The organism is Streptomyces sp. NK15101 (assembly GCF_020400725.1).
Classification (GTDB): domain Bacteria; phylum Actinomycetota; class Actinomycetes; order Streptomycetales; family Streptomycetaceae; genus Streptomyces.
Map to the genome: position 1 here is coordinate 44629 of NZ_JAINVG010000024.1, position 19939 is coordinate 64567.

Consider the following 19939-nt stretch of genomic DNA (forward strand, 5'->3'; position numbering starts at 1 on the left):
GGGCGATGTCCCATCTAGGTGGCAGAGCGCCAGCTATGGACATCGATAGGTTCTGGCACCTCAGTCATCGCCCTCGGCCGCAAGTAATACGAGCGCACCGCCGCAGAGCCGGACAGCCTTGCCGAGCATCCTGCCGTGCTGGAGGCGGCGTCGGCGCACCGCGACGAGGCCCTGTTCTACGAAGACAGGAACTACGTAGCCTCCAACGCCTTCGAGAGTCTCACCGGCGGCCCGGGCGCCTTCTACGAAGCCTGGATCGGGTATCAGCCCGCTGGTGAAGCGGGACACGCGGAAGCGGATATGGGTGAGGGCTTTGACATCGACGATGCCGAGGAGATGCGCCGGCGGCTTCCCCGCCTCGCAAGGCTGTGTCTCGGACCGAGCGCCTAGATGTAGTCGAAGTACCGAATCCACCAATCGACTCGTTCCCCGGGGCGATACGTGGCCAGGGGACTGAGTCCGTCGTACGGCCGGGTGAGCAGGCGCTCGGGGATCAGCACGTAGCCCAGGTCCGTGAGGGCCCGCTCGACTCTGCGCAGGTCGGTAACGCCGAGCGCACCTACTTCCACCGCCTCATCGGTATCCGAGTAGACGCCCGGGTTCTCAGCGGCCACGACTGCCATCGATCCGAAGTTGCTCACCGAGACGACGATCCGCTTCCCGCGTGCCGCGGCCTCCGCTGGCACTTCGACCCTGGCGTGCAGGCTCGCATCCTGCACCTGGCGATCGGCCGTGCAGCGGGTGTCGAAGTCTGCGTCCAGCCTGGCCACCAGTCGCTCGAACAACGCTCGCGTCGCCGCGTGGTCGTAGCCAGGTGGATGCTCCACCAGCTCTGGATCGTCCAGGCGATGAAGGAGGGCGTTCAGGTCGGCATCGCTGTACGTCATCTGCTCATGATGGCGAAGCGGCCACAAGCGTACGGCTCGGGCCCAGCTGTCGAGGCGGGGCCCAGCTTCAGAGAGCTTCCCGTCAAAGTGACGAGATGGTGGCGACAACGGCGACCGGCGCGCGACAGAACCGGAATCACGATGCGCAACGCTGGCGCGGCCGATCATGATTGAGCCGGACAGCCCCGTTACTTTCACCCGTGAGAGTTGGGCAAATGTGACGTACGACCGTTTCGGTCACGTGCCGCATTCCATGGGACTCGATACCGAAGTAGACCGTTTCAGCAGGTCAGAGCCCCATGAAGGTCTCGTGAGCATCGGGCCCTCCATGGTGCCCCTCGCTTGTGGTGCGGTCTATAGTGGGCCTCAGCGACGCAACCAGAACTCTCAAATTTCACGTGTGAAAGCACGAGGCTTCTGGATCACGAACTGGCTCCAAGCAGAGGAGCTCGGCCCTGGCTGCAACCAGAACCGAGCTCATGCGTGGAGTTCGAGCGAGCCCGGCCGACTAAGCAACGGCCGGGCTCGCTTCTTGCTGCCCAACCTTCGTCCGGTACATCGCTCTCATGGCGCTACCGCGCCAGCTGCTCCACACAGCTTGCGATCGCCACCAGCACGGCGAGGAGGTCGATCAGGAACTGGGCCTTCGCGAGGCCACTTCCTTGATCGTTCCCTTCGTGCTTCGACGTCCGCCTTCTTGCCATGTCGCACCACCAATCCGGTGAAACGGTCCCCATGGAACTGGGGTCCTCGACCTCCTGGCCGAGGCGCAGGATGGACCGGAAGTGGACGGCAAGAGCATATATGTAGGCACCGACACCAGCCGGGGGCTGAACCGTCGGCGCCTACCGCCGCGCCAGGGCTACAGTGCTTCCAGGTTCGGCTTGGGCGGCTCGCCCGACTTACTTACTGGAGGCAAGACGGACCACGGGAAGTTGATCCACTCGTCGGTCTTCTTCCACACGTACTCGCACTTCACGAGGGAGTGGGACTTCTCGTAGATGACGGCGGAGCGGACCTCGGCGACGTGGTCGATGCAGAAGTCGTGGACGAGCTTGAGCGTCTTGCCGGTGTCGGCGACGTCGTCGGTGATGAGCACCTTCTTGTCGCTGAAGTCGATCGCGTCCGGCACGGGCGCCAGCATGACCGGCATCTCCAGCGTGGTCCCCACCCCGGTGTAGAACTCCACGTTCACGAGGTGGATGTTCTTGCAGTCCAGGGCGTAGGCCAGACCGCCGGCGACGAAGACGCCGCCGCGGGCGATGGAGAGCACGACGTCGGGCTCGTAGCCGTCGTCGGCGATGGTCTGCGCCAGCTCGCGGACGGCGTTGCCGAAGCCCTCGTACGTCAGGTTCTCGCGTACTTCACTCATGCCTGCGACCGCCTCACACCTGGGTCCGATGGAAGTTCATGTAGGAGCGGGAGGCCGTCGGCCCCCGCTGGCCCTGGTACCGCGAGCCGTACCGCTCGCTCCCGTACGGGAACTCGGCGGGCGAGCTCAGCCGGAACATGCACAGCTGGCCGATCTTCATCCCCGGCCAGAGCTTGATCGGCAGGGTGGCGAGGTTCGACAGCTCCAGGGTCACGTGCCCCGAGAAACCGGGGTCGATGAACCCGGCGGTCGAGTGCGTGACGAGCCCGAGCCGCCCCAGGGAACTCTTCCCTTCCAGCCGCGAGGCGATGTCGTCCGGCAGGGTGATGACCTCGTAGGTCGAGGCGAGCACGAACTCGCCCGGGTGCAGGATGAACGCCTCGTCGCCCTCCGGCTCGACCTCGCGCGTCAGGTCGAGCTGCTCGACGGCGGGGTCGATGTGCGGGTAGCGGTGGTTCTCGAACACCCGGAAGAAGCGGTCAAGCCTCACGTCGATGCTCGAGGGCTGCACCATGGATTCGTCGTACGGGTCGATGCGCACCCGTCCGGCATCGATCTCGGCCCGGATGTCCTTGTCTGAGAGAAGCACGCCCCCACGATACGCAGAGGGCGCGGACCTGCCCCAATCGGCAGGCGCCCGCGCCCCGGCACCTCACGGCTCAGCGCCGCCCGGCCTCCACCGGCACCGCATGCCGCAACCGCGCACACCGCGGACACCGGATGAGCCGTCCGGGCCCGATCCGCCCCGCACCGAGCTGCTGAAGCGGGAACGAAGCGGTACTGAACACATGCCCCTCGGCACAACGGACGACGGTGCGCTCCATCGAAGCCATCAAGTCCCTTCCCCTACACATGTGGTGGACGATCAGCCACATTAGGGGATGAAGGGGGTGCCCTCCACGCGGCACTCCGAACACCCGGAGGCGGGAGCTTCGCCTCAAGTGGCGCATGGGGTACAGTGTGCAACGATGCGGCACGGATCATCCGGCCGTTGCGCGGATGTAGTTTAATGGTAGAACATGAGCTTCCCAAGCTTATAGCGCGGGTTCGATTCCCGTCATCCGCTCTTGAACGAAGGCCCAGGTCAGAGACCTGGGCCTTCTTCATGGTCCGATACTGGCGGTTACAGGGCGCCTCTGGCTGTTCGGCTGTGGGGCACGCAGGCGACCTCGCCCCCAGGCCGCATGCCCCGGGGGCGCTGGGCCACAGGGCTGAAACGGGTCGACGCGGCCATCACATCACCGGTCAGGACAGCGTCTTGTACATCTGCCAGCCGCCACCGATCTTCACCCGCGTGGAGAACGTGCCCACGCCGGTGCCGTTGTAGCGCCACAGCACTCCAGCCGTGTCCCGGGCGACCAGGTCCGCTCTGCCGTCGCCGGTGATGTCACCGACGCCCGTGAGCGCGTTGTAGATCTGCCAGCCGGTGCCGACCTTCACACGGCCGCCCAGTGTGCCCTTGCCGTTGCCGTAGTACCGCCACAGCACACCGGCGGCGTCGCGGGCCAGCAGGTCACCGGCCTTGTCGCCGTTCAGATCGCCGGTGCCGACGATCGAGTTGTAGATCTGCCAGCCGCCGCCCAGCTTCACGCGTCCCTTGAACTTCCCCGTGCCGTCGGCGGCGTACATCCACAGCTCACCGGCCGGGGTCCGTGCGAGGAGATCCGTCCGGCCGTCGCCGGTCAGATCTCCGGGCGCGGTCAGCATGTTGTATATCTGCCAGCCCGACCCGATCGTCAGCCGGGGCCCGCCGGTCGAGAATGCCTTCCCACAGCTCCCGTCGTATCGGGTCAGCACACCCGCGGAACTGCGCACGAGCACGTCGTTGCACCGGTCGCCCGACAGGTCCCCGAACGGCACGACCATCGACGTCGCCGGCCATCCGGTCGCCGAGGTCCCCGTCCCGAGCCCACCGGCCCCCGTACCCGTGCGCACAGTCAGTGTCCCGGCCGAGGTCAGCGCAAGCAGATCGCCCTTGCCGTCACCGCTGAAATCACGCCAAGCGGGAAGCGGCTTGGGTGCCGGAGCTCCACCAGCCACGGTCACCGAACCGTTCGCCGTCAGATCGGCGCCGACCCCGTCGGCAGGCTTGGCGGTCAGAGTCCAGGTGTATGAACCGTTGCGCACGACCTGCCCGGAGGCGTTCTTGCCGTCCCAAGCGGCATTGATGCGGCCGCGCGCCTCGGCGCCGGAGACGGTGCGGACCACGATCCCCGTGGCGGACTCCTTCAGCGACAGGTTCCATGCACCGGTGGGCTTGGAGGTCCACCAGGTGCCGGACCAACGCGGGTCCTGGGCGGCCAGGTCGAGCGCTGTGCCGCTGACGACGGAGTCGATCACGTTGACGGCCGGGGCGGGAACCCCTGTGCCGACGATGCGGGCACGTTGGTCGTCGCCCGCGTAGGCCACGTGGCCGCCGAAGCGGTCCACGGTCCAGCCCCCGCCGGGCCAGTTGTTCGGCCCGAGGTCGGCGGCGCTCACCAGAATGCGCTGGGGCACGGTGGAGCCGGTGGCGGGAAGCCCGGCATGCAGGTCGTAGAGCCGCAGGCCCTCGCCGTTGACCTGCCGGACGAGGTAGCCGTCGCCGAGCAGGACGTTGCGGATGTTGCGCCCCGGTATGGGCATGGTCCGCTTGGTCAGGCGGTCGTAGACGCCCGATCCCTTCTCAGGTCCCCACTCGCTGTCCTCGCAGGACCAGTACACCCAGCGTCCCGCAGCCTGGAGGCTGGTCGGCACGCACGCGTTGGGCGTGGTGAAGGACGCGCCGACGGCACCGGACGGCAGGGTCTTCGAAGTGATCTTCGGGCTGTCCTTGGTGACGCTCCACAGGGTGGAGCCCCACAGCGCGGCCAGAGCGTAGTCAGTCCGTTCCAGGACGGTCCCGCCCCCAGGCTCCTTGAACTCCACGACCGACGGAGAGTCACCAGGGACGCCACTGACGACCACGCCGAACCGGCCGGAGAGGTCGTTCAGCCGCTCTCTGTCCGCGTCGACGCGCGGGCCCCAGCCGCTCTCGCCGTTCTTGTAGAGCAGCGCGTACCCCTGGTCGGTGACATCCATCTGTCCGTGGAAGCCGTCACCGCTCGCCCACATCCGCACGCAACGCTGCGCGGAATCCATGTCACATCCCCCGCCGCCGATGCTCAGCAGCCCGTCCACGGTCGTGCGGACCGGCTGCGGCTGCCCGGCGGAGCTCAGCCAGGTACTCCGGTACACGCCGTAGTAGTCGCCGGGCTGGAAGTAGGTGCTGTTCTCGGCCGTGGTGAGGATGCCGCTGCCCAGGGAGAGGCCGTAGATACGGGCGGGCATGGGGTCAACGGCCCGGAGGCGGTGAGCCTCCACGCCGCCGTCGGCGGTCGGTACGAGCCGGTGCACGGCCCAGTCGATGTCGCCCTTCCAGTCCGCTGTCCTGGCTCCGGCTACGAGCGCGGTGCCGTCGGGCGCGAGAACGACCTGCGTGTAGGCCCGTTGCAGCACAGGCGGAGCCAGGCCCTCGTCCGCCCCCGGAAGGCTCCACAACTCTGAACCCCGGTACTCGTTGTTGCCTGCATTCTGCGGCTGGACCGCCAAAACAGCCGTGCCGACAGGGACAATGGTCGCGTTGTACGAAACGGCGCCGGGGTTAACGGTACGGATCACGGTGTCCGGATCGGCACGATCCAGGAGATCGGCCCCACTCCGCAGGATCGTCCCGACGCCGAGCCGGAAACCGTCCACCCTCCACGGCTGGTCGGGAACGGGACGGTCGGGGAGCGGCTTCGCCACCCCGTCCGCAAGATCCACGATCCTCCAGCGGGCCCATCCGTCCTTAGCTGGCTCCGAGTACCGAAGGATGAGCGACTTCGCGTCGGCGTCCTCCACCCTGCTCAGCACAGACCCCTCGGGGAAGCCGGTGATCGGCGTGTCCGCCACCTTGCCGGCCTCGTACCGCAGCAGGTGGTAGCCGGTCGGCGCGTCTGCCTCGCCCGTGCGGGTCAGGACGGTGTCGCCGAACGTTCCGACGTACGACTGCCCCTCGGGTAGCGCCAGGTCGGCGAAAACGGTGCCCGCACCCTTCTGGAGCGTCACGTGCGGTACGGGCGAGTCGGAGTAGAGGGCGACGGTGTCCGAGCCGTCACCGTAGTAGCCGCCGCCCCCGAGGTGCAGCTGCTGGTGGTAGTCCCAGTAGCCGTTCTCGAAGTCGTAGCGCGGCCTTTCAGGCAGAGTGGCGGCGAGAGGTGTCGCCGATCCCGTCGCGTAGTCGACCCACAGCAGGCGGTCGTCGTCTTCCTGCGCCAGCAGGTAGCCGGTCTCCCCCGCGTTGAGGATCGAGGTGGCACGCGGCGAGAAGCGCGGGGCCGCGGGCAGAACGGTCACGTCCGAAGCCGAGTCGGCGAACGCCGGCGGCGCCGTGATTCCCGAGGCCGACGCTGTCAGCATCGCCAGCGCCAACACGAGAGCAGCGCGGGCGGGGCCGTTTCTGCGCAGCCGCGCATTGCTCGTATGAGCCAAAGCGAAGTCCCTCCCCAGGGCGTAAGGCAGGAGGCGCACGGCATCGGCTCATTCAGCCGAGCGAGTATGAGCGAGAAGGGCCCCCCAGCCGTACCGCCTCGTGCAAACGCCGCGATGCTAGCAGCAGAGCCGATCAGTGCCCGGAGGGCATCCGCAGGGCGCGCGAAGGCTCATCTGAAGGCCCTGTCCCGCTCCTTCCGGGCGCGAACGCAGCGACCCGATGGGCAGCGGGGGGCAGGGATGGCCGTCGGTACCTCGTGCCCCAACCGTGCCCTTCAGGACGGATAACAGCGGTCGACACAGGTACCCACGAGCCTGCGGAAAGAGCGCCGCTTGAGCATGTTCTCGCAGCTCAGAGGCAGGATGACTCTGCCGGGTGTCGGTGATTCCCAAGCTTATGGCGCGGGTTCGATTCCCGTCATCCGCTCTTGAACGAAGCCCCGGGTCAGCGGCCTGGGGCTTCGTCGTCGCCCGGACCCGACCGGTCCGCCTGCGCAGGCCGACGCGGGCTTCACCAACGCGGGACCTCCGCGAGCCGTAGGGGACTCCTCCGGCGCCGGCCACAGTCGCGGGCTCCGATGCCCCGCAGACGTCCCGGCCGGTCGACCGCCCTCTTCCGGAACGCTCCGTCCGGAGGGAATGAATACCTGCATTCGCGACCTGAGAATTTAGCCGTCCTCGCCCGGAGAGTTTTTGTCGGCAACACGCAGGGGAAAATATCGGCCGCGCACAGGCCGCGGTGGCGTGCTACTGTCGAAATCAGTTGCAGTTTTGGTACCCAAAGACTCCAGGCGCCTCCCGCCGGCCACATGCCGCACGGAAGCGCTTTGTATTTCCGGTCATTTTCCGGACAGGGCATCATCGCGGCGACACGGCGTCCGTACGGTACGGATTCCGGCGTAATGCCCCAAGGAGACATGACATGAGCACTGGCACCGTGAAGTGGTTCAACGCGGAAAAGGGTTTCGGCTTCATCGAGCAGGACGGCGGCGGCCCCGACGTGTTCGCCCACTACTCCAACATCGCCACCCAGGGCTTCCGTGAGCTCCAGGAGGGCCAGAAGGTCTCCTTCGACATCGCGCAGGGCCAGAAGGGCCCGACGGCCGAGAACATCGTTTCCGCCTGACGCCGACGCGCAACACGTAGCTGGGGCCCGCATCCTTCGGGGTGCGGGCCCCAGCTGCATGCGTTTTGCAGGCTTCTCACACACCTGCGCCCCTCGAATTTCTCCACCCGCCCAGGTGCACCAAAAATTCCCTGCCCTGGACCACGCCGCCTGCCGGTCGCATTTCATTCGGCCCGTGCCCGTGATTCCCGGCGCCTCCCATCCGCCGCCGGAATTCCTCGATACGTGCCGCATCAAGGAAGGTTCTGAATGAACCCCACACGCACGAACGGCCGTTCCTCCCGCACCCGCCGCAACGGCGGCCGCGCGTACGGCTCCGCCGCCGGTTCGGGGCTGAGCAGCCGCTTCGGTCCGTCCGCGCCGAGCCGATCGGGAGCCCCGGGGCGCTTCGGCGGAGGCGGTCGGCGTGCCGCCCCGGCGCAGGGCGAGTTCGCCCTGCCGAAGACGGTCACCCCGGCACTGCCCGCCGTCGAGACGTTCGCCGACCTGGCCCTGGACCGGCGCCTCCTAGCCGCGCTCACCGCGCAGGGCCTGTCCGTCCCGTTCCCCATCCAGGGCGCGACGCTGCCGAACTCCCTGGCCGGCCGTGACGTCCTCGGCCGCGGTCGGACCGGCTCCGGCAAGACCCTCGCCTTCGGTCTGTCCCTGCTCGCCCGCACCGCCGGACAGCTCGCCGAACCCCGCCAGCCGCTGGCGCTCGTCCTGGTCCCCACCCGGGAACTCGCGCAGCAGGTCACCGATGCCCTCACTCCCTACGCCCGCGCCGTGAGGCTGCGCCTGGCCACCGTCGTCGGCGGCATGCCGATCCGGCGGCAGGCGAACGCGCTGCGCGGGGGCGTCGAAGTCGTCGTGGCCACCCCCGGCCGCCTCAAGGACCTCATCGACCGCGGTGACTGCCGGCTGGACCGGGTCTCGATCACCGTCCTGGACGAGGCCGACCAGATGGCCGACATGGGCTTCATGCCGCAGGTCACGGCGCTCCTGGACCAGGTCCGCCCCGAGGGCCAGCGGATGCTGTTCTCCGCGACGCTGGACCGCAACGTCGACCTCCTGGTCCGCCGCTACCTCACCGACCCCGTCGTCCACTCCGTGGACCCCTCCCGGGGCGCGGTCACCACGATGGAGCACCACGTCCTCCATGTGCACGGCGCCGACAAGCACCGGCTGACGACCGAGATCGCGGCGCGCGACGGCCGGGTGATCATGTTCCTGGACACCAAGCACGCCGTGGACCGCCTCACCGAGGACCTCCTCGGCTGCGGTGTCCGGGCCGCCGCCCTGCACGGCGGGAAGTCGCAGCCCCAACGCACCCGCACCCTCTCCCAGTTCAAGACCGGGCACGTCACCGTCCTGGTCGCGACGAACGTCGCCGCGCGCGGCATCCACGTCGACCACCTGGACCTCGTCGTCAACGTGGATCCGCCGACCGACCACAAGGACTACCTCCACCGCGGCGGCCGCACCGCCCGGGCCGGCGAGTCCGGCAGCGTCGTCACCCTGGTCACCGCCGGCCAGCGCCGCGACATGGCCCGTCTCATGACGACCGCCGGCATCGTGCCCGAGACCACCCAGGTCCGCTCGGGGGAGGAGGCACTCGTCCGGATCACCGGCGCGCGGACCCCGTCCGGCATCCCCGTGACGATCGCCGCGCCGCCCGCCGAGCAGCGCAAGCGGGACGCGACCTCCCGCGGTCGGCGCCGTCCCGTCTCGGCAGCGCGGCGCACCGGCGTGCGGCGCCCCGCCGACGCGGCGTCCTGAGCTCCACGTGATCCGGAAGCCGACCCAACTCCTCAGGAGGCACGTGATGACACCGGTCCAGACGCAGCCCCGTTCGACCCCCGCCGTCCCCGCGACCAGGACGGTGGCCGACACCGTGGACAAGGGAGGACTCCAGGTCGGAGACCACATGACGGTCGAGGTGGCCCTGGCCGTCATGGCCGGTGCCCGCGCCGGACGCCTGCTCGTCTGCGACGACGACGGGCTGTGCACCGGGCTGGTCACCCCGGCCCAGCTCACCGCCGTCCGCGACAGCCCCGCCTATACGGACCGCCTCCGGCTGCGCGACCTGCCCGACGACGGGGCGCCGCGCGCCGGGCACGCCGGGCACGCCGGGCACGCCGGCAACCATGTCCGGCTTCCCGTCCCGTGTGTCATGGACGAACGGGACGGCGGCCCGGGCGCCCCCGGACCTGTTCTCGCCCTCGCCTGAATCCCCGCGCCCTCGCGGAAACCGACCTCTTCCTCTCCCCTGTGAGGCATCGTGCGCTGTGTCATCGCCCGCTTCCCCTTCGAGCTCACCAAGAGCGGTGTCCTGGAATCCATGAAGGGCGTCAAGCCCGAGGAGATCACCGGCGAGTCCGTGATCATCGGTCGCCGCGCCTACCCCGTCAAGCAGGTCGGCGAGGTCATCACCCGCCAGGACCGCCGCGACTTCACCGCCGGTGAGGTCCTCCGGGCCATGACCAAGCTCGGCTTCACCTGCCGCGGCCTTCCCCGGACGCCCGCGCCGCTCCGCGCCTCCGACCCTCTCCAGCACGCCTCCGCGCTGCTCGGGGCCCCGACGGGGGCCTGACTCCGCATACGGACGAACGTGAGGCCGGCATCCGAGCAGCCAGGAGAGCCCGGCCGAGGCCGTCGACGCACCACTCCGGGCAGCACTTCGCCCCGCCGGTCACCCGGCGGGGCGAAGTGCTGCCCGGCGGGCCTTCCGTACCCGGAGGGCGGGCGGCGAGTCGTGGGACGACCGGGCCACGGGCGGTGAGGTGTGCCGTCATACCCGCCGCACAGCCGACCGGGATCGATGACCTCATTGCCGGACACGCGAAAATCTATCGCGGCCAAGATAGACATTAGGCGTTGATGTAGGTATGTTTTTTCTCGTAACCCAGAGAGACAATGGGGCCTGGCAGAGATGAACTGCCGGCCGGCAACACACGTGGTCGCAGTACGGAGACCCCGTGGCAAGTGATCGATCGCCGAGGAGGAACGGAGGAACCCGCGCCATCAGGATCGCCCGGGAGGAGCTCTCGAGCCCGGGTACCGCAGGACATCGATAGTGAGGTGGTCTCCGGTCAGGCAACCGCGATCCCCGCGCTCCCGACAGCAGCCGTGTCGGGGCGACGGACACAGGAGGCCGGCGCGATATCAGGGCCGGCAGATGGTGTAGTAGTTCCTTCGGGGCCCTGGTGCCGTACGGCACCAGGGCCCCTCGACGCGTTCCGCAGAGAGGTGCAAATGACAGCAGACGACTCGTACGACCGTCTCGACGACGACGACTACCCCGCCTACACGATGGGCCGGGCCGCCGAAATGATCGGCACCACCCAGGGCTTCCTCCGTGCCATCGGAGAAGCACGCCTGATCACCCCGCTGCGCTCCGAGGGCGGCCACCGCCGCTACTCCCGCTACCAGCTGCGCATCGCCGCCCGCGCCCGGGAACTCGTCGACCAGGGAACCCCGATCGAGGCCGCCTGCCGCATCATCGTCCTGGAAGACCAGCTCGAAGAAGCCCAGCGCATCAACGCCGAGTACCGCCGCGCAGCGGCTCAGCAGTCCGATCACCCCGCTGCCGGCTGAAGCGGTTCCAGGCGATCGACGGGCACGGCACGCACGAGATGCCACGCGATCAGCACCGGGCCGCGAACGGACGGGCCCTTCGCTTCTCCCGCGGCGTCGGTGGAATCCGCTCGGAGAGGCGCGGCGCCCGCCGCACCACGCCCACCGGGCACGTGACCTCCTACGGGTACGACGCGGCGGGCCGCCTCACGACGCTGACCAGCGGCACCCGCCGGATCGCCTTCGCCCACGACCCGGTCGGCCGTGAGGTGCGCCGGTCCATCGGCGGCGCGGCCGGCCCGGACGGCTCACTGACACTGGCCTCCGTCTGGGACGAGGCCGGCCGGCTGACCGAACAGCAGCTGACCGCCGGCGCCCGCACCGTCAACCGGCGTGCCTACGCCTACCGCGCCGACGGACACCTCACCGCGCTGGACGACGCCCTGCGCGGCTCCTTCCGCTACGCCCTCGACGCCGCGAGCCGGGTCACCACGGCCCGTCGCCCTCACCTGGGACCACCGCGGCGTACGGCCGCTGTCCCAGACGGAACGCGTGCTCGCGGCGGACGCCTCCCAGGAGGTGTTCGACGAACGCTTCTTCGCCATCGCCGCCGACCTCGTCGGCACCCCCACCGAACTCGTCTCCGAGTCCGGCGACATCGCGTGGCTCACCCGCGCCACGCTGTGGGGCACCACCACCTGGTCCAAGAACGGCACCGCCTACACCCCGCTGCGCTTCCCCGGGCAGTACTTCGACTCCGAGTCCGGCCTGCACTACAACCTGCACCGGCACTACGACCCCGCGACCGCCCGCTATCTGACGCAGGACCCGCTCGGACTCGCGCCCGGCCCCGACCCCTCGGCCTACGTGCACAACCCGCACACCTGGGCCGACCCCCTGGGCCTCGCCCCCTACGACCCGCTGCGCGAGGGGGTACACCTCGTCGCCGGCGTTCGAGCGGGACCCCTACCACCCCGACGTCGTCGAGGAGCGCATCCGCAAGGACCGTGAGCTCCACGGCATCAAGGACCCCGCCGACAAGGGCATGATCGGGGCGAACGGACCCCAGATCACCAGCAAGCCCCTGTGGAACCAGGGGCCGTACCGGATCGACGTGGAGAATCCCAACCCGGGCCAGCGGCCGGGACAGCTCCACTTCCAGGATCAGAGCAACAAGGGCGCGAAGTACCGGTTCGACTTCGAGTCCGGGAAGTTCGAGGGTCTTCCTCGAAGCATCGAGAAGTCCGTGGGCAGCAATCCCGGCTTCATCGCCGGCATCAGGAAGGGTCTCGCCGCACTCGGCGAAGGGCAGACGTGCGCACCAACCAGTGGATGAGGAAGCTCCTCGCAGACGCGGACCTGGCCGGTCTGTCCTCGTCGGACATCCCTCCGATGTTCCAGGAGGTGGTCGAGCGGGGCTGGTCGGTGACGGGGAGCGGCGCGCGGGTGCTGACCGACCTCCGGCCCGACACGGCGGGGTCCTACTTCGATCGTCTGACGGAGGAGACCACCCTCAACGGCCGTGGGATGACGGACTACGACCTCTCCGCCGAACCCGCCGCCGCGGACGAACGCGCGAACGTACTGCTGCGCCGATGCCTCGCGTACGCCGCCGGCTGCCTGCGGGCAGCACGGGATCACTTCGGCGACGACGAGGTGCGGGCGTACGTCTCGCTGTCCCTGGGCGGCCTCGACGACGACCTCCTGACCGCCCAGGTCACGTTCTGCACACCACTGCCGGACACCGCGCCCTACATCGCCGACCTCGAGCAGGTGCGGGACGCCGCCGTGGCGGAACTCTCCGTGCGTGATTGTCCGGACGGGGCGGCGGCATGACGGGACGGCCGTGCCGCGACATGCCGGTGGCGGCGGTGGACAGCGGTCACCAGGGGATTCGCCGAAGGCGGCCGGAGTAGTCCCGCCGACGTCTGTTTCCGCAGGTCAGACCCGCCCTGCCGGAGAAGCGGCGGGTGATTCCCAAGCCTATGGCGCGGATCCGCTTCCCGTCGTCCGCTCTTCGCGGGAAGCCCCGGGCCGGCGACCCGGGGCTTCGTCGTCGGCCCGTCGTTCCCGAACCGGTGGGCCTCACCGCGGCGGCGTCAGCGAGAGGACCACCAGGTCGAGGGCGCCGCGGCGGTGTAGCCCAGCGACTCGTACAGCGGCCTGCCCAGCTTCGAAGCGGTGAGCGTGGCCGGCAGGTCCGCCAGGTGGGCGAGGGAGCCGAGCATGACGGCCCGGCCGACGCCACGCGACCGGAAGGCCGGCGAAGTGCCGACCCAGTAATGGCTGCCGACGCCGTCGTCCACGACGCTGACGCCGGCCCCCGCGGCCACGCCGTCCCGCACGGCGACGAACACGTCCACGCCCGGCTGCTCGATCAGCGCCGTCGGGAACAGCTCGCCGGGGCGGTAGGGCTGGAATCCGTCCAGCTCGAAGCCCTCGATCACGATCCGCTCGGCCGCCTGCAGGTCTTCCGGCCGCCGCACCCGGATCACGTCCAGCGCCGGTTCGTCGACGGGCCCGGCCGGGCGCAGCATGACCGGCATCTGCCAGCTGCGCATGCCCAGGTGGCTCAGGTCGGTCGAGCCGAACGGATCCTCGGCGTTCACCGGGCCTGTGGCCCGGCGCACCAGCTCGCTCACCTCGGCCAGTTCGCCCGGGTCGAGGGCCGGCTCCTGGATCAGGATCCGCAGGCCGGCGCGCACGCCGCCGTCGACCGCGACGAATCCGTGGCGGCGGATGACCTCGTGTCCCCGGCTTCGGCCGGTCGCGGTCCAGAAGGCGGCGGAGTTGCGGGCCTGACGCGTCGGAGCCTCGGCCAGGGCCACGGACAGGGGTCGGCCGGCCGACGTCGATCGTGTTGTCATTGCGCCTACGGTACTGCGCAACTTCCCGCTCGCAGGGGCCAATTGCACACGAGCCGACTGGGCCGTCCGCGCGGCCGGCCGGGCCGCCGGATGCCGTGGCTCGCGGCTCGCGGCTCGTCCCGACCGGCTCCCCGCCTTCGGCCGGAAGCGGCCGCAGTGCACCCGGTCCGAAGTCGATCAGGGGCGCGCCGAGTCCGGGGAACCGAGGGCCCGCGGGACAGGGGCGCCGGTCCGGCCGGGTTCCGGGCCCGCGCTCATGCGGGCGCCGTGGGCGTCGCAGGGCAGGGGGCGGCCCGGGTGGTCCGCGGCGAAGTCCTCGCCGATGTCGGCCACGGTGTCCTCCATGGCCGTGCTGGAGACGTGGATCTGTCCGGAGAACGGCCGGTCGATGTCCTCGATGAGGAGGAGGGATCCGGTGAAGAGTCCGGCCAGGACGAAGAGCAGCACGAGGTGGGAGGGTCCGCGCCTGGCCGGCAGTCCGAACGCGAAGGCGCCGATGGTGGCGGCGAGGGCGACGACCATGAACCAGTAGACGACGGGCGGGATCGCCGGGGCGGCCTCTGACAGCCGGGTCTGGCGGGCCACCGAGCGCTCGTCGTCCGCGTCGACCAGCAGGTCGAGGGTGCCGGCGTCCGTACGGGCCAGTTCCTTGAAGTGGCGGCGGAAGTCCGAGGACCAGACGGACACTTCGGGGGCCTTCTCACCGTTCTTGTCCATCTGCGGCCACTCGTACGCGAGGATGGCGCGCGCGTAGCAGACGGCGTCGGCCTGGATCCGTTCCCGCTGGGGTTCCGGGGCGTAGTCGGCCACCTCGTAGAGCTGGTCCACCCGGTGCGCCTCGGCGCCCACGGCCTGGCCGGCCGTGCCGAACGACTCCGCGGCCACGACGATCACGAAGGCGACCAGGAGGACGGCGAGCGTCTCCAGCGGGCTGATCAGGTCGCTGATGGGCGCCGTCTCCTCGTCGGCGTCCTCGGGCGCACGCCGGCGCCGGTAGTGGTTCGCGGCCAGTCCGATGGCGAGCGCGGCGGCCATCGCGGCGATCGTGAGGATCGTCAGCACGGTCGGGTCCCAGGGGTCGGTCGGTCGTCTTCGGGTCACCCCCGCCCCCCTCAGACGATCATGCCGGGCGCCCTCGGGCGAGACGGGCCGGGCCCGGGCTGCTCCATGTGGAGCCACCACACCCGCGACAGGAGCCGTCGGCCGTCACCGGAACGGATCGCGAGCAGCGCCGCCACGGCCGGGACTCGCTTCCCTCCGGGTGGGGCGTCCCTCCGGGTGGGGCGACCCTCCGGGTGGGAAGGGAGCACGAAGCCACTGAAGAGCGAGCGCGGGATTCCACTCCTTGCATTAACCCGCGCATGCAAGTATTGTCTTCACATGTAAGGCGCGCCTGCACTTGAATGCGGCGCTCGTACGACGACGGGTCGCCCCCGTCTCCCACCCCCACATCCCGCAAAGGCACTCCCCATGTCGCTCAAGCACATCCTTCCCGGCCGCCTCGGCTTCGGCACCGCCCCGCTCGGCAACATGTTCCGCGCCATCCCCGACGAGGAGGCCCGCGCCACCGTCGAGGCCGCCTGGGACCACGGCATCCGCTTCTACGACACCGCCCCCTTCTACGGCGCCGGCCTCGCCGAGGAGCGGCTCGGCGAGGTCCTCGCCGGCAAGCCCCGCGACGAGTACGTCCTGTCCACCAAGGTCGGGCGGGTCGTCCTCGACGAGCACGAGACCGACGTCCCGGACTTCGGCGAGAAGGGCGGCCTGTTCGAGCACGGCAACCCGAACAAGATCCTCCACGAGTGGACCGCCGAGGCCACCGAGCGCTCCATCGAGGGCAGCCTCAAGCGCCTGGGCACCGACCGCCTCGACATCGTCTGGGTCCACGACATCGCCCAGGACTTCCACGGCGACGCCTGGCTCGGCAAGTTCGAGGAGGCCCGCACCGGCGCCTTCCGCGTCCTGTCCCGGCTGCGCGACGAGGGCGTCATCAAGGCCTGGGGCCTGGGCGTCAACAAGACCGAGCCCATCGAGCTCACCCTCGCCCTCGACGAGCCGCAGCCCGACGGCTTCCTCCTCGCCGGCCGCTACACCCTCCTCGACCACGGCCACGCCCTGAACCGCCTGCTGCCCGTGGCCCAGGAGCAGGGCGTCGACATGGTCGTCGGCGGCCCGTACAGCTCCGGCATCCTCGCCGGCGGCACCCACTTCGAGTACCAGCAGGCCCCGGCCGAGATCATCGAGCGCGTCGGCAAGCTCAGGGCCCTGGTCGCGAAGCACGGCGTGAGCATCAAGGCCGCCGCGCTGCAGTTCTCCCTCGCCCACCCCGCCTCCGCCGCCGTCATCCCCGGCGCCACCCGGCCCAGCCGCATCGCCGAGGACACCGCGGCCCTGAACGAGACCGTCCCGGCCGCGTTCTGGACCGAGCTGCGCGCCGCCGGCCTGGTCAGCCCGGCCGCCCCGCTCCCGGACAACGCCTGACCTTCACGTCCCCCTCCCCCACTCCCCCCACAGCGTCAGGAGCACCGCCATGGCTTCCACGTCCGTCTCCCGCGTCGTCCCCGCCTCCCCCCAGCAGGTGTGGAACCTGATCGGCGGCTTCGACGCCCTCCCGGACTGGCTTCCGTACATCCCCGAGAGCACCGCACTCGAAGGCGGCCGGGTCCGCCGTCTGACCAACCCCGACGGCGACGTCATCATCGAGCGCCTGGTCGGCTTCGACGAGGCGGAGCGCCATTACAGCTACGCCATCCTCGAAGCGCCGTTCCCGGTCGACGGCTACGTCTCCACCCTCCGCGTCCACGCGGTCCCCGGCCGCGACGACCTCGCCGAGGTCCAGTGGTCCGGCCGCTTCCACCCCAGGGGCGCCACCGAGCAGGAGGTCGTCGAGCTGTTCACCGGCATCTACGCCGACGGCCTCGACGCCCTGCACGAGACCCTCGCCGCCTGACACCGACGGCACTCTCCGCCTGACACCGACGGCCCCACTCGTTCGGCCCGGACACGCCCCGCGCGCCCGGGCCGCGGTGCGCGGTACGGGTGGCACGCGTTGCGAGGCGCGTCGGCCCGTCGGATCGTGAGCCCATGACGATCGACGGCAGGCCCCTGAACGGCGCGTTCACGTGAAGCCCGCGCCGTCGGGAGCGCTGCGGCGCAGCGTCGCCCCGCTGGAGCTGTTCTTCGATCTGGTCTTCGTCTTCGCGATCGGTCAGCTGGCGGAGCACCTGCACCACGAACTGTCCTGGCGCGGGGCCGCCGAGACCGCGGTGATGCTCGTCGCGGTCCTCAGCACCTGGGCGCTGACCAGCTTCGACGCGACGTTCCTCGACGTCGAGAAGCCCCCGGACCCAGTGGCTGGTCCTGGTCGTGACGGGCCTGGGACTGTTCATGAACGCCCAGATCCCGCACGCCTTCGCGGGCCGGCCCTGGGCCTTCGCGATCCCGCTGGTCGCCATCCTGCTCCTGGTCGACCTCGCCGCCGCCGTGACAGCTCCCACCCCGGTCCTGCGTCGGCACTACCGCCGTGTGACGGCGTGGGCCATCGCCTCGGGGCCGTTGTGGCTGATCGGCGCGGCCGTGGACCACGGGCCGCGGCTGGCCTGGCGGACCGCGGCGGCGGCCGTCGACATGGCGGGCGTGTGGCTGGCCCATCCCCTGCCCCGCAACCGGCTCTCCTCCCGGGACCTGGTCTTCGACGCCGAGCACATGGTGGAGCGGATCCGCCTTTTCATCATCCAGCTCGGCGAGACGGTCCTGACCATCGGCACGGCGATCTCGGGGGCCCCGGTGGACGCGGCGACCGTGACGGCCGGCCTCGGGGTGCTCGTCGCCCTGGTGTGCCTGTGCGCCAGCTACTTCCAGGGCGGCGAGGACATCCTGGCCCGGCACGTCGCGACCACGGCCGACAAGCTGCTGCCGGTCCGCCGCGCCGTCAGCGGCCAGTACCCCACCCTGGCCGGCCTGGTCGCCCTCGCCGTGGGCGCCGAGCTCGCCATCGGCCACCCCACCGGCCACGGCAGCACCACCCTCAGCCTGCTCCTCTTCGGCGGCCCGATCCTCTACGTGATCACGCAGGCCTGGTGGTACCGCGCCTCCACCGGGCAGGCCTGGGGCGTCCGCCTCCTGGCCTGCCCGGTCTTCGCCCTCGTCGGCATCGCCGCCGTCCGGCTCCCCCCGCTGGCCTCGGTGCTGATCCTCGACGCCGTCCTCATCGCCCTCGTCACCGTTCTGAGGCGGGTGCACCACCGGGTCCTCACGACGATGACCGTCTGAACGCCCGTCTGGGGCCCGCCCGGCGGAGCCCCGGTGCGTGCGCCGAGAGCGGCCGGGGGTGTGCGGTCAGACCGAGGAACGCGGTGCGGTCGCCGGCGCGCCGGTCCGCTCCGCCTCCAGCTGGCGCTGTCGCGCGTCGGCTCCCCCCGTGCGGTGCAGGCGGTACCCGCCGGGCTTCTCCGCCTCGTCGGCCAGGTGCTTCACGATGCCCGCGCACACGGTCTCCTTGAGCTTCGCGCCCAGACGGCCGTCGATCTTGAACCAGATCGCCGTGTCCGACCGGTTCGCGAACTGGAAGATGCCGTCGCCCCGGCCCAGGCTGATGCACTGGGCGGCGAACGGCCGGTTGAGGGTCTCGGGCCGCTCCCCCGCGATCCGGCTCAGGACGGTGTCGGCGGCCTGCGCGCCCATCGGCATCGCGGCCTGGCAGCTCATCCGCAGCGGGAGGCCCGACGGCGCCGCCGAGTCCCCGGCCGCGACGATGCGCGTGTCGTCGACGCTGGTCAGCGTCTCGTCCGTGAGCAGGCGGCCCAGCGCGTCGGTGCTCAGCCCGCTGCGTACGGCCAGGTCGGGCACGCCGAAGCCGACGGTCCAGATGGTCACCGCGCTCGGCAGCTCACGGCCGTCGCCGAGCCGTACGGCGCCGCTGGTCACCTCCGTCACCCTGGAGCCGGGGCCGTCGAGGACGGTCACCCCGAGCCCCGCTAGGCGCCGCGCCACCGAGCGGCGGCCCCGGGGGTGCAGGTACGGGCCGAGGACCCCGCCGCAGACCAGGGTCACGGCGCGGCCCGCCTCCGCCAGCTCGGCGGCGGTCTCGATGCCGGTCGGACCGGCGCCCACCACGGTCACCGCGGCGGTCGCGGGCGTGGCGTCGAGAACCGGCCGCAGCCGTCCGGCCTCCTCGAAGGTGCCGATCGGGTGGGCGAACTCGGCCGCCCCGGGAACGCTCGGGTCGGCGCTGCCGCTGCCCGCCGCGTAGACCAGGTAGTCGTAGCCGACCGCGCCGCCCGACGCCAGCTCCACGGCGCGCCCGGCGGCGTCGATCCGGGTCACCGTGTCGACCACCAGCCGGACCCCCTCGGCCAGGACCTCCCGGTACTCGACGGCCGCGCTGTCCGTCCCGCCCACCAGCTGGTGCAGGCGGACCCGGTGGACGAAGGCCGGGCGCGGGTTGACCAGCGTCACCGTCACGTCGCCGCGCCGGGTGAGGCGGTTGGCCGCCATGACGCCCGCGTACCCGCCGCCGATCACGACCACGTCGGTGTTCTCGTTCATGCCCTACCCCCTGTTTCCCTTCAATGCAGTCACTGCACTGCTGTGCAGCGACTGCATGAAGATATACTTATTTCCCGAGGGGGCGTCAAGGCGC

The 19939-nt window shown here is 70.4% G+C and carries 19 protein-coding genes, 1 tRNA gene and 2 pseudogenes; 14 read left to right on the forward strand and 8 right to left on the reverse strand.

Annotated features, from left to right (window positions below; all coding sequences use genetic code 11):
- Positions 1-135 precede the first annotated feature (135 nt).
- A complete protein-coding gene (locus K7G60_RS15545) occupies positions 136-390 on the forward strand; it encodes a hypothetical protein (protein ID WP_225801498.1) in 255 nt (84 codons plus the stop codon).
- On the opposite strand, the gene K7G60_RS15550 is transcribed toward K7G60_RS15545, so the two are convergent.
- The 4 genes from K7G60_RS15550 to dcd form a co-directional block, all read right to left on the reverse strand.
- Positions 387-887, reverse strand: a complete 501-nt coding sequence (locus K7G60_RS15550; protein WP_225801499.1) for a hypothetical protein — start codon at positions 885-887, stop codon at positions 387-389. The genes K7G60_RS15545 and K7G60_RS15550 overlap by 4 nt on opposite strands.
- 572 nt (positions 888-1459) lie before the next feature.
- Positions 1460-1591, reverse strand: coding sequence for a hypothetical protein (locus K7G60_RS38855; protein ID WP_263985935.1), 132 nt, complete (start codon positions 1589-1591; stop codon positions 1460-1462).
- Between the two features lie 158 nt (positions 1592-1749).
- Complete coding sequence (locus K7G60_RS15555; protein ID WP_225801500.1) at positions 1750-2259, reverse strand: phosphoribosyltransferase; 510 nt, start codon at positions 2257-2259, stop codon at positions 1750-1752.
- Positions 2260-2272: 13 nt separating this feature from the next.
- Positions 2273-2848 (reverse strand): dCTP deaminase, encoded by a 576-nt coding sequence (gene dcd / locus K7G60_RS15560; protein ID WP_030690788.1) that lies wholly within the window; start codon positions 2846-2848, stop codon positions 2273-2275.
- A 406-nt stretch (positions 2849-3254) separates the two neighbouring features.
- Between dcd and K7G60_RS15565 the strand changes: the two genes are divergently transcribed.
- A tRNA-Gly gene (locus tag K7G60_RS15565) sits at positions 3255-3325 on the forward strand.
- 179 nt (positions 3326-3504) lie between these two features.
- Here K7G60_RS15565 and K7G60_RS15570 read toward each other — a convergent pair.
- The gene (locus K7G60_RS15570) at positions 3505-6615 is read right to left on the reverse strand and encodes an FG-GAP-like repeat-containing protein (RefSeq protein ID WP_225801501.1); all 3111 of its coding nucleotides are present in this window, start codon (positions 6613-6615) and stop codon (positions 3505-3507) included.
- A gap of 1057 nt (positions 6616-7672) precedes the next feature.
- Between K7G60_RS15570 and K7G60_RS15575 the strand changes: the two genes are divergently transcribed.
- The 8 genes and pseudogenes from K7G60_RS15575 to K7G60_RS15610 all read left to right on the forward strand — a co-directional run bounded on the left by K7G60_RS15575 (position 7673) and on the right by K7G60_RS15610 (position 13267).
- Entirely contained in the window at positions 7673-7876 is a 204-nt protein-coding gene (locus K7G60_RS15575) for a cold-shock protein (protein ID WP_225801502.1), read from the forward strand.
- A gap of 249 nt (positions 7877-8125) precedes the next feature.
- Positions 8126-9634: a DEAD/DEAH box helicase gene (locus K7G60_RS15580; protein WP_225801503.1), complete on the forward strand. Its 1509-nt coding sequence runs from the start codon at positions 8126-8128 to the stop codon at positions 9632-9634.
- 46 nt (positions 9635-9680) lie between these two features.
- Positions 9681-10085: a CBS domain-containing protein gene (locus K7G60_RS15585; protein WP_225801504.1), complete on the forward strand. Its 405-nt coding sequence runs from the start codon at positions 9681-9683 to the stop codon at positions 10083-10085.
- Between the two features lie 51 nt (positions 10086-10136).
- The gene (locus tag K7G60_RS15590) at positions 10137-10448 is read left to right on the forward strand and encodes an SCO5918 family protein (protein WP_225801505.1); all 312 of its coding nucleotides are present in this window, start codon (positions 10137-10139) and stop codon (positions 10446-10448) included.
- 662 nt (positions 10449-11110) lie between these two features.
- Entirely contained in the window at positions 11111-11452 is a 342-nt protein-coding gene (locus K7G60_RS15595) for a MerR family transcriptional regulator (RefSeq protein WP_225801506.1), read from the forward strand.
- 119 nt (positions 11453-11571) lie between these two features.
- A pseudogene (locus tag K7G60_RS15600) lies at positions 11572-12346 on the forward strand (RHS repeat-associated core domain-containing protein); the annotation flags it as partial.
- Between the two features lie 130 nt (positions 12347-12476).
- Positions 12477-12767, forward strand: coding sequence for a hypothetical protein (locus K7G60_RS15605; protein WP_225801507.1), 291 nt, complete (start codon positions 12477-12479; stop codon positions 12765-12767).
- On the forward strand, positions 12764-13267 hold the full coding sequence (locus tag K7G60_RS15610) for a hypothetical protein (protein WP_225801508.1): 504 nt from the start codon (positions 12764-12766) through the stop codon (positions 13265-13267). Before K7G60_RS15605 ends, K7G60_RS15610 begins: the two co-directional genes overlap by 4 nt.
- A gap of 263 nt (positions 13268-13530) precedes the next feature.
- Here K7G60_RS15610 and K7G60_RS15615 read toward each other — a convergent pair whose 3' ends face one another.
- Entirely contained in the window at positions 13531-14298 is a 768-nt protein-coding gene (locus tag K7G60_RS15615) for a GNAT family N-acetyltransferase (RefSeq protein ID WP_225801509.1), read from the reverse strand.
- A 177-nt stretch (positions 14299-14475) separates the two neighbouring features.
- The gene (locus tag K7G60_RS15620; RefSeq protein ID WP_225801510.1) at positions 14476-15399 is read right to left on the reverse strand and encodes a DUF4239 domain-containing protein; all 924 of its coding nucleotides are present in this window, start codon (positions 15397-15399) and stop codon (positions 14476-14478) included.
- A 369-nt stretch (positions 15400-15768) separates the two neighbouring features.
- Between K7G60_RS15620 and K7G60_RS15625 the strand changes: the two genes are divergently transcribed.
- The 4 genes and pseudogenes from K7G60_RS15625 to K7G60_RS15635 all read left to right on the forward strand — a co-directional run bounded on the left by K7G60_RS15625 (position 15769) and on the right by K7G60_RS15635 (position 18570).
- A complete protein-coding gene (locus tag K7G60_RS15625; RefSeq protein ID WP_225801511.1) occupies positions 15769-16779 on the forward strand; it encodes an aldo/keto reductase in 1011 nt (336 codons plus the stop codon).
- 49 nt (positions 16780-16828) lie between these two features.
- Complete coding sequence (locus K7G60_RS15630; protein ID WP_225801512.1) at positions 16829-17248, forward strand: SRPBCC family protein; 420 nt, start codon at positions 16829-16831, stop codon at positions 17246-17248.
- 172 nt (positions 17249-17420) lie between these two features.
- Positions 17421-17576, forward strand: a pseudogene (locus K7G60_RS39170) (low temperature requirement protein A); the annotation flags it as partial.
- A 109-nt stretch (positions 17577-17685) separates the two neighbouring features.
- On the forward strand, positions 17686-18570 hold the full coding sequence (locus tag K7G60_RS15635; RefSeq protein ID WP_263985937.1) for a low temperature requirement protein A: 885 nt from the start codon (positions 17686-17688) through the stop codon (positions 18568-18570).
- A 66-nt stretch (positions 18571-18636) separates the two neighbouring features.
- Here K7G60_RS15635 and K7G60_RS15640 read toward each other — a convergent pair whose 3' ends face one another.
- Positions 18637-19845, reverse strand: coding sequence for an NAD(P)/FAD-dependent oxidoreductase (locus tag K7G60_RS15640; RefSeq protein WP_225801513.1), 1209 nt, complete (start codon positions 19843-19845; stop codon positions 18637-18639).
- Between the last annotated feature and the right edge of the window lie 94 nt (positions 19846-19939).

Coding starts and splice junctions, on each gene's coding strand:
- K7G60_RS15575 (WP_225801502.1), top strand. CDS start 7,673: ATGAGCACTGGCACCGTGAAGTGGTTCAACGCGGAAAAGGGTTTCGGC.
- K7G60_RS15605 (WP_225801507.1), top strand. CDS start 12,477: ATGATCGGGGCGAACGGACCCCAGATCACCAGCAAGCCCCTGTGGAAC.
- K7G60_RS15585 (WP_225801504.1), top strand. CDS start 9,681: ATGACACCGGTCCAGACGCAGCCCCGTTCGACCCCCGCCGTCCCCGCG.
- K7G60_RS15550 (WP_225801499.1), bottom strand. CDS start 887: ATGACGTACAGCGATGCCGACCTGAACGCCCTCCTTCATCGCCTGGAC.
- K7G60_RS15610 (WP_225801508.1), top strand. CDS start 12,764: ATGAGGAAGCTCCTCGCAGACGCGGACCTGGCCGGTCTGTCCTCGTCG.
- K7G60_RS15580 (WP_225801503.1), top strand. CDS start 8,126: ATGAACCCCACACGCACGAACGGCCGTTCCTCCCGCACCCGCCGCAAC.
- K7G60_RS38855 (WP_263985935.1), bottom strand. CDS start 1,591: ATGGCAAGAAGGCGGACGTCGAAGCACGAAGGGAACGATCAAGGAAGT.
- K7G60_RS15635 (WP_263985937.1), top strand. CDS start 17,686: ATGAACGCCCAGATCCCGCACGCCTTCGCGGGCCGGCCCTGGGCCTTC.
- K7G60_RS15595 (WP_225801506.1), top strand. CDS start 11,111: ATGACAGCAGACGACTCGTACGACCGTCTCGACGACGACGACTACCCC.
- K7G60_RS15640 (WP_225801513.1), bottom strand. CDS start 19,845: ATGAACGAGAACACCGACGTGGTCGTGATCGGCGGCGGGTACGCGGGC.
- K7G60_RS15625 (WP_225801511.1), top strand. CDS start 15,769: ATGTCGCTCAAGCACATCCTTCCCGGCCGCCTCGGCTTCGGCACCGCC.
- K7G60_RS15615 (WP_225801509.1), bottom strand. CDS start 14,298: ATGACAACACGATCGACGTCGGCCGGCCGACCCCTGTCCGTGGCCCTG.
- K7G60_RS15630 (WP_225801512.1), top strand. CDS start 16,829: ATGGCTTCCACGTCCGTCTCCCGCGTCGTCCCCGCCTCCCCCCAGCAG.
- K7G60_RS15555 (WP_225801500.1), bottom strand. CDS start 2,259: ATGAGTGAAGTACGCGAGAACCTGACGTACGAGGGCTTCGGCAACGCC.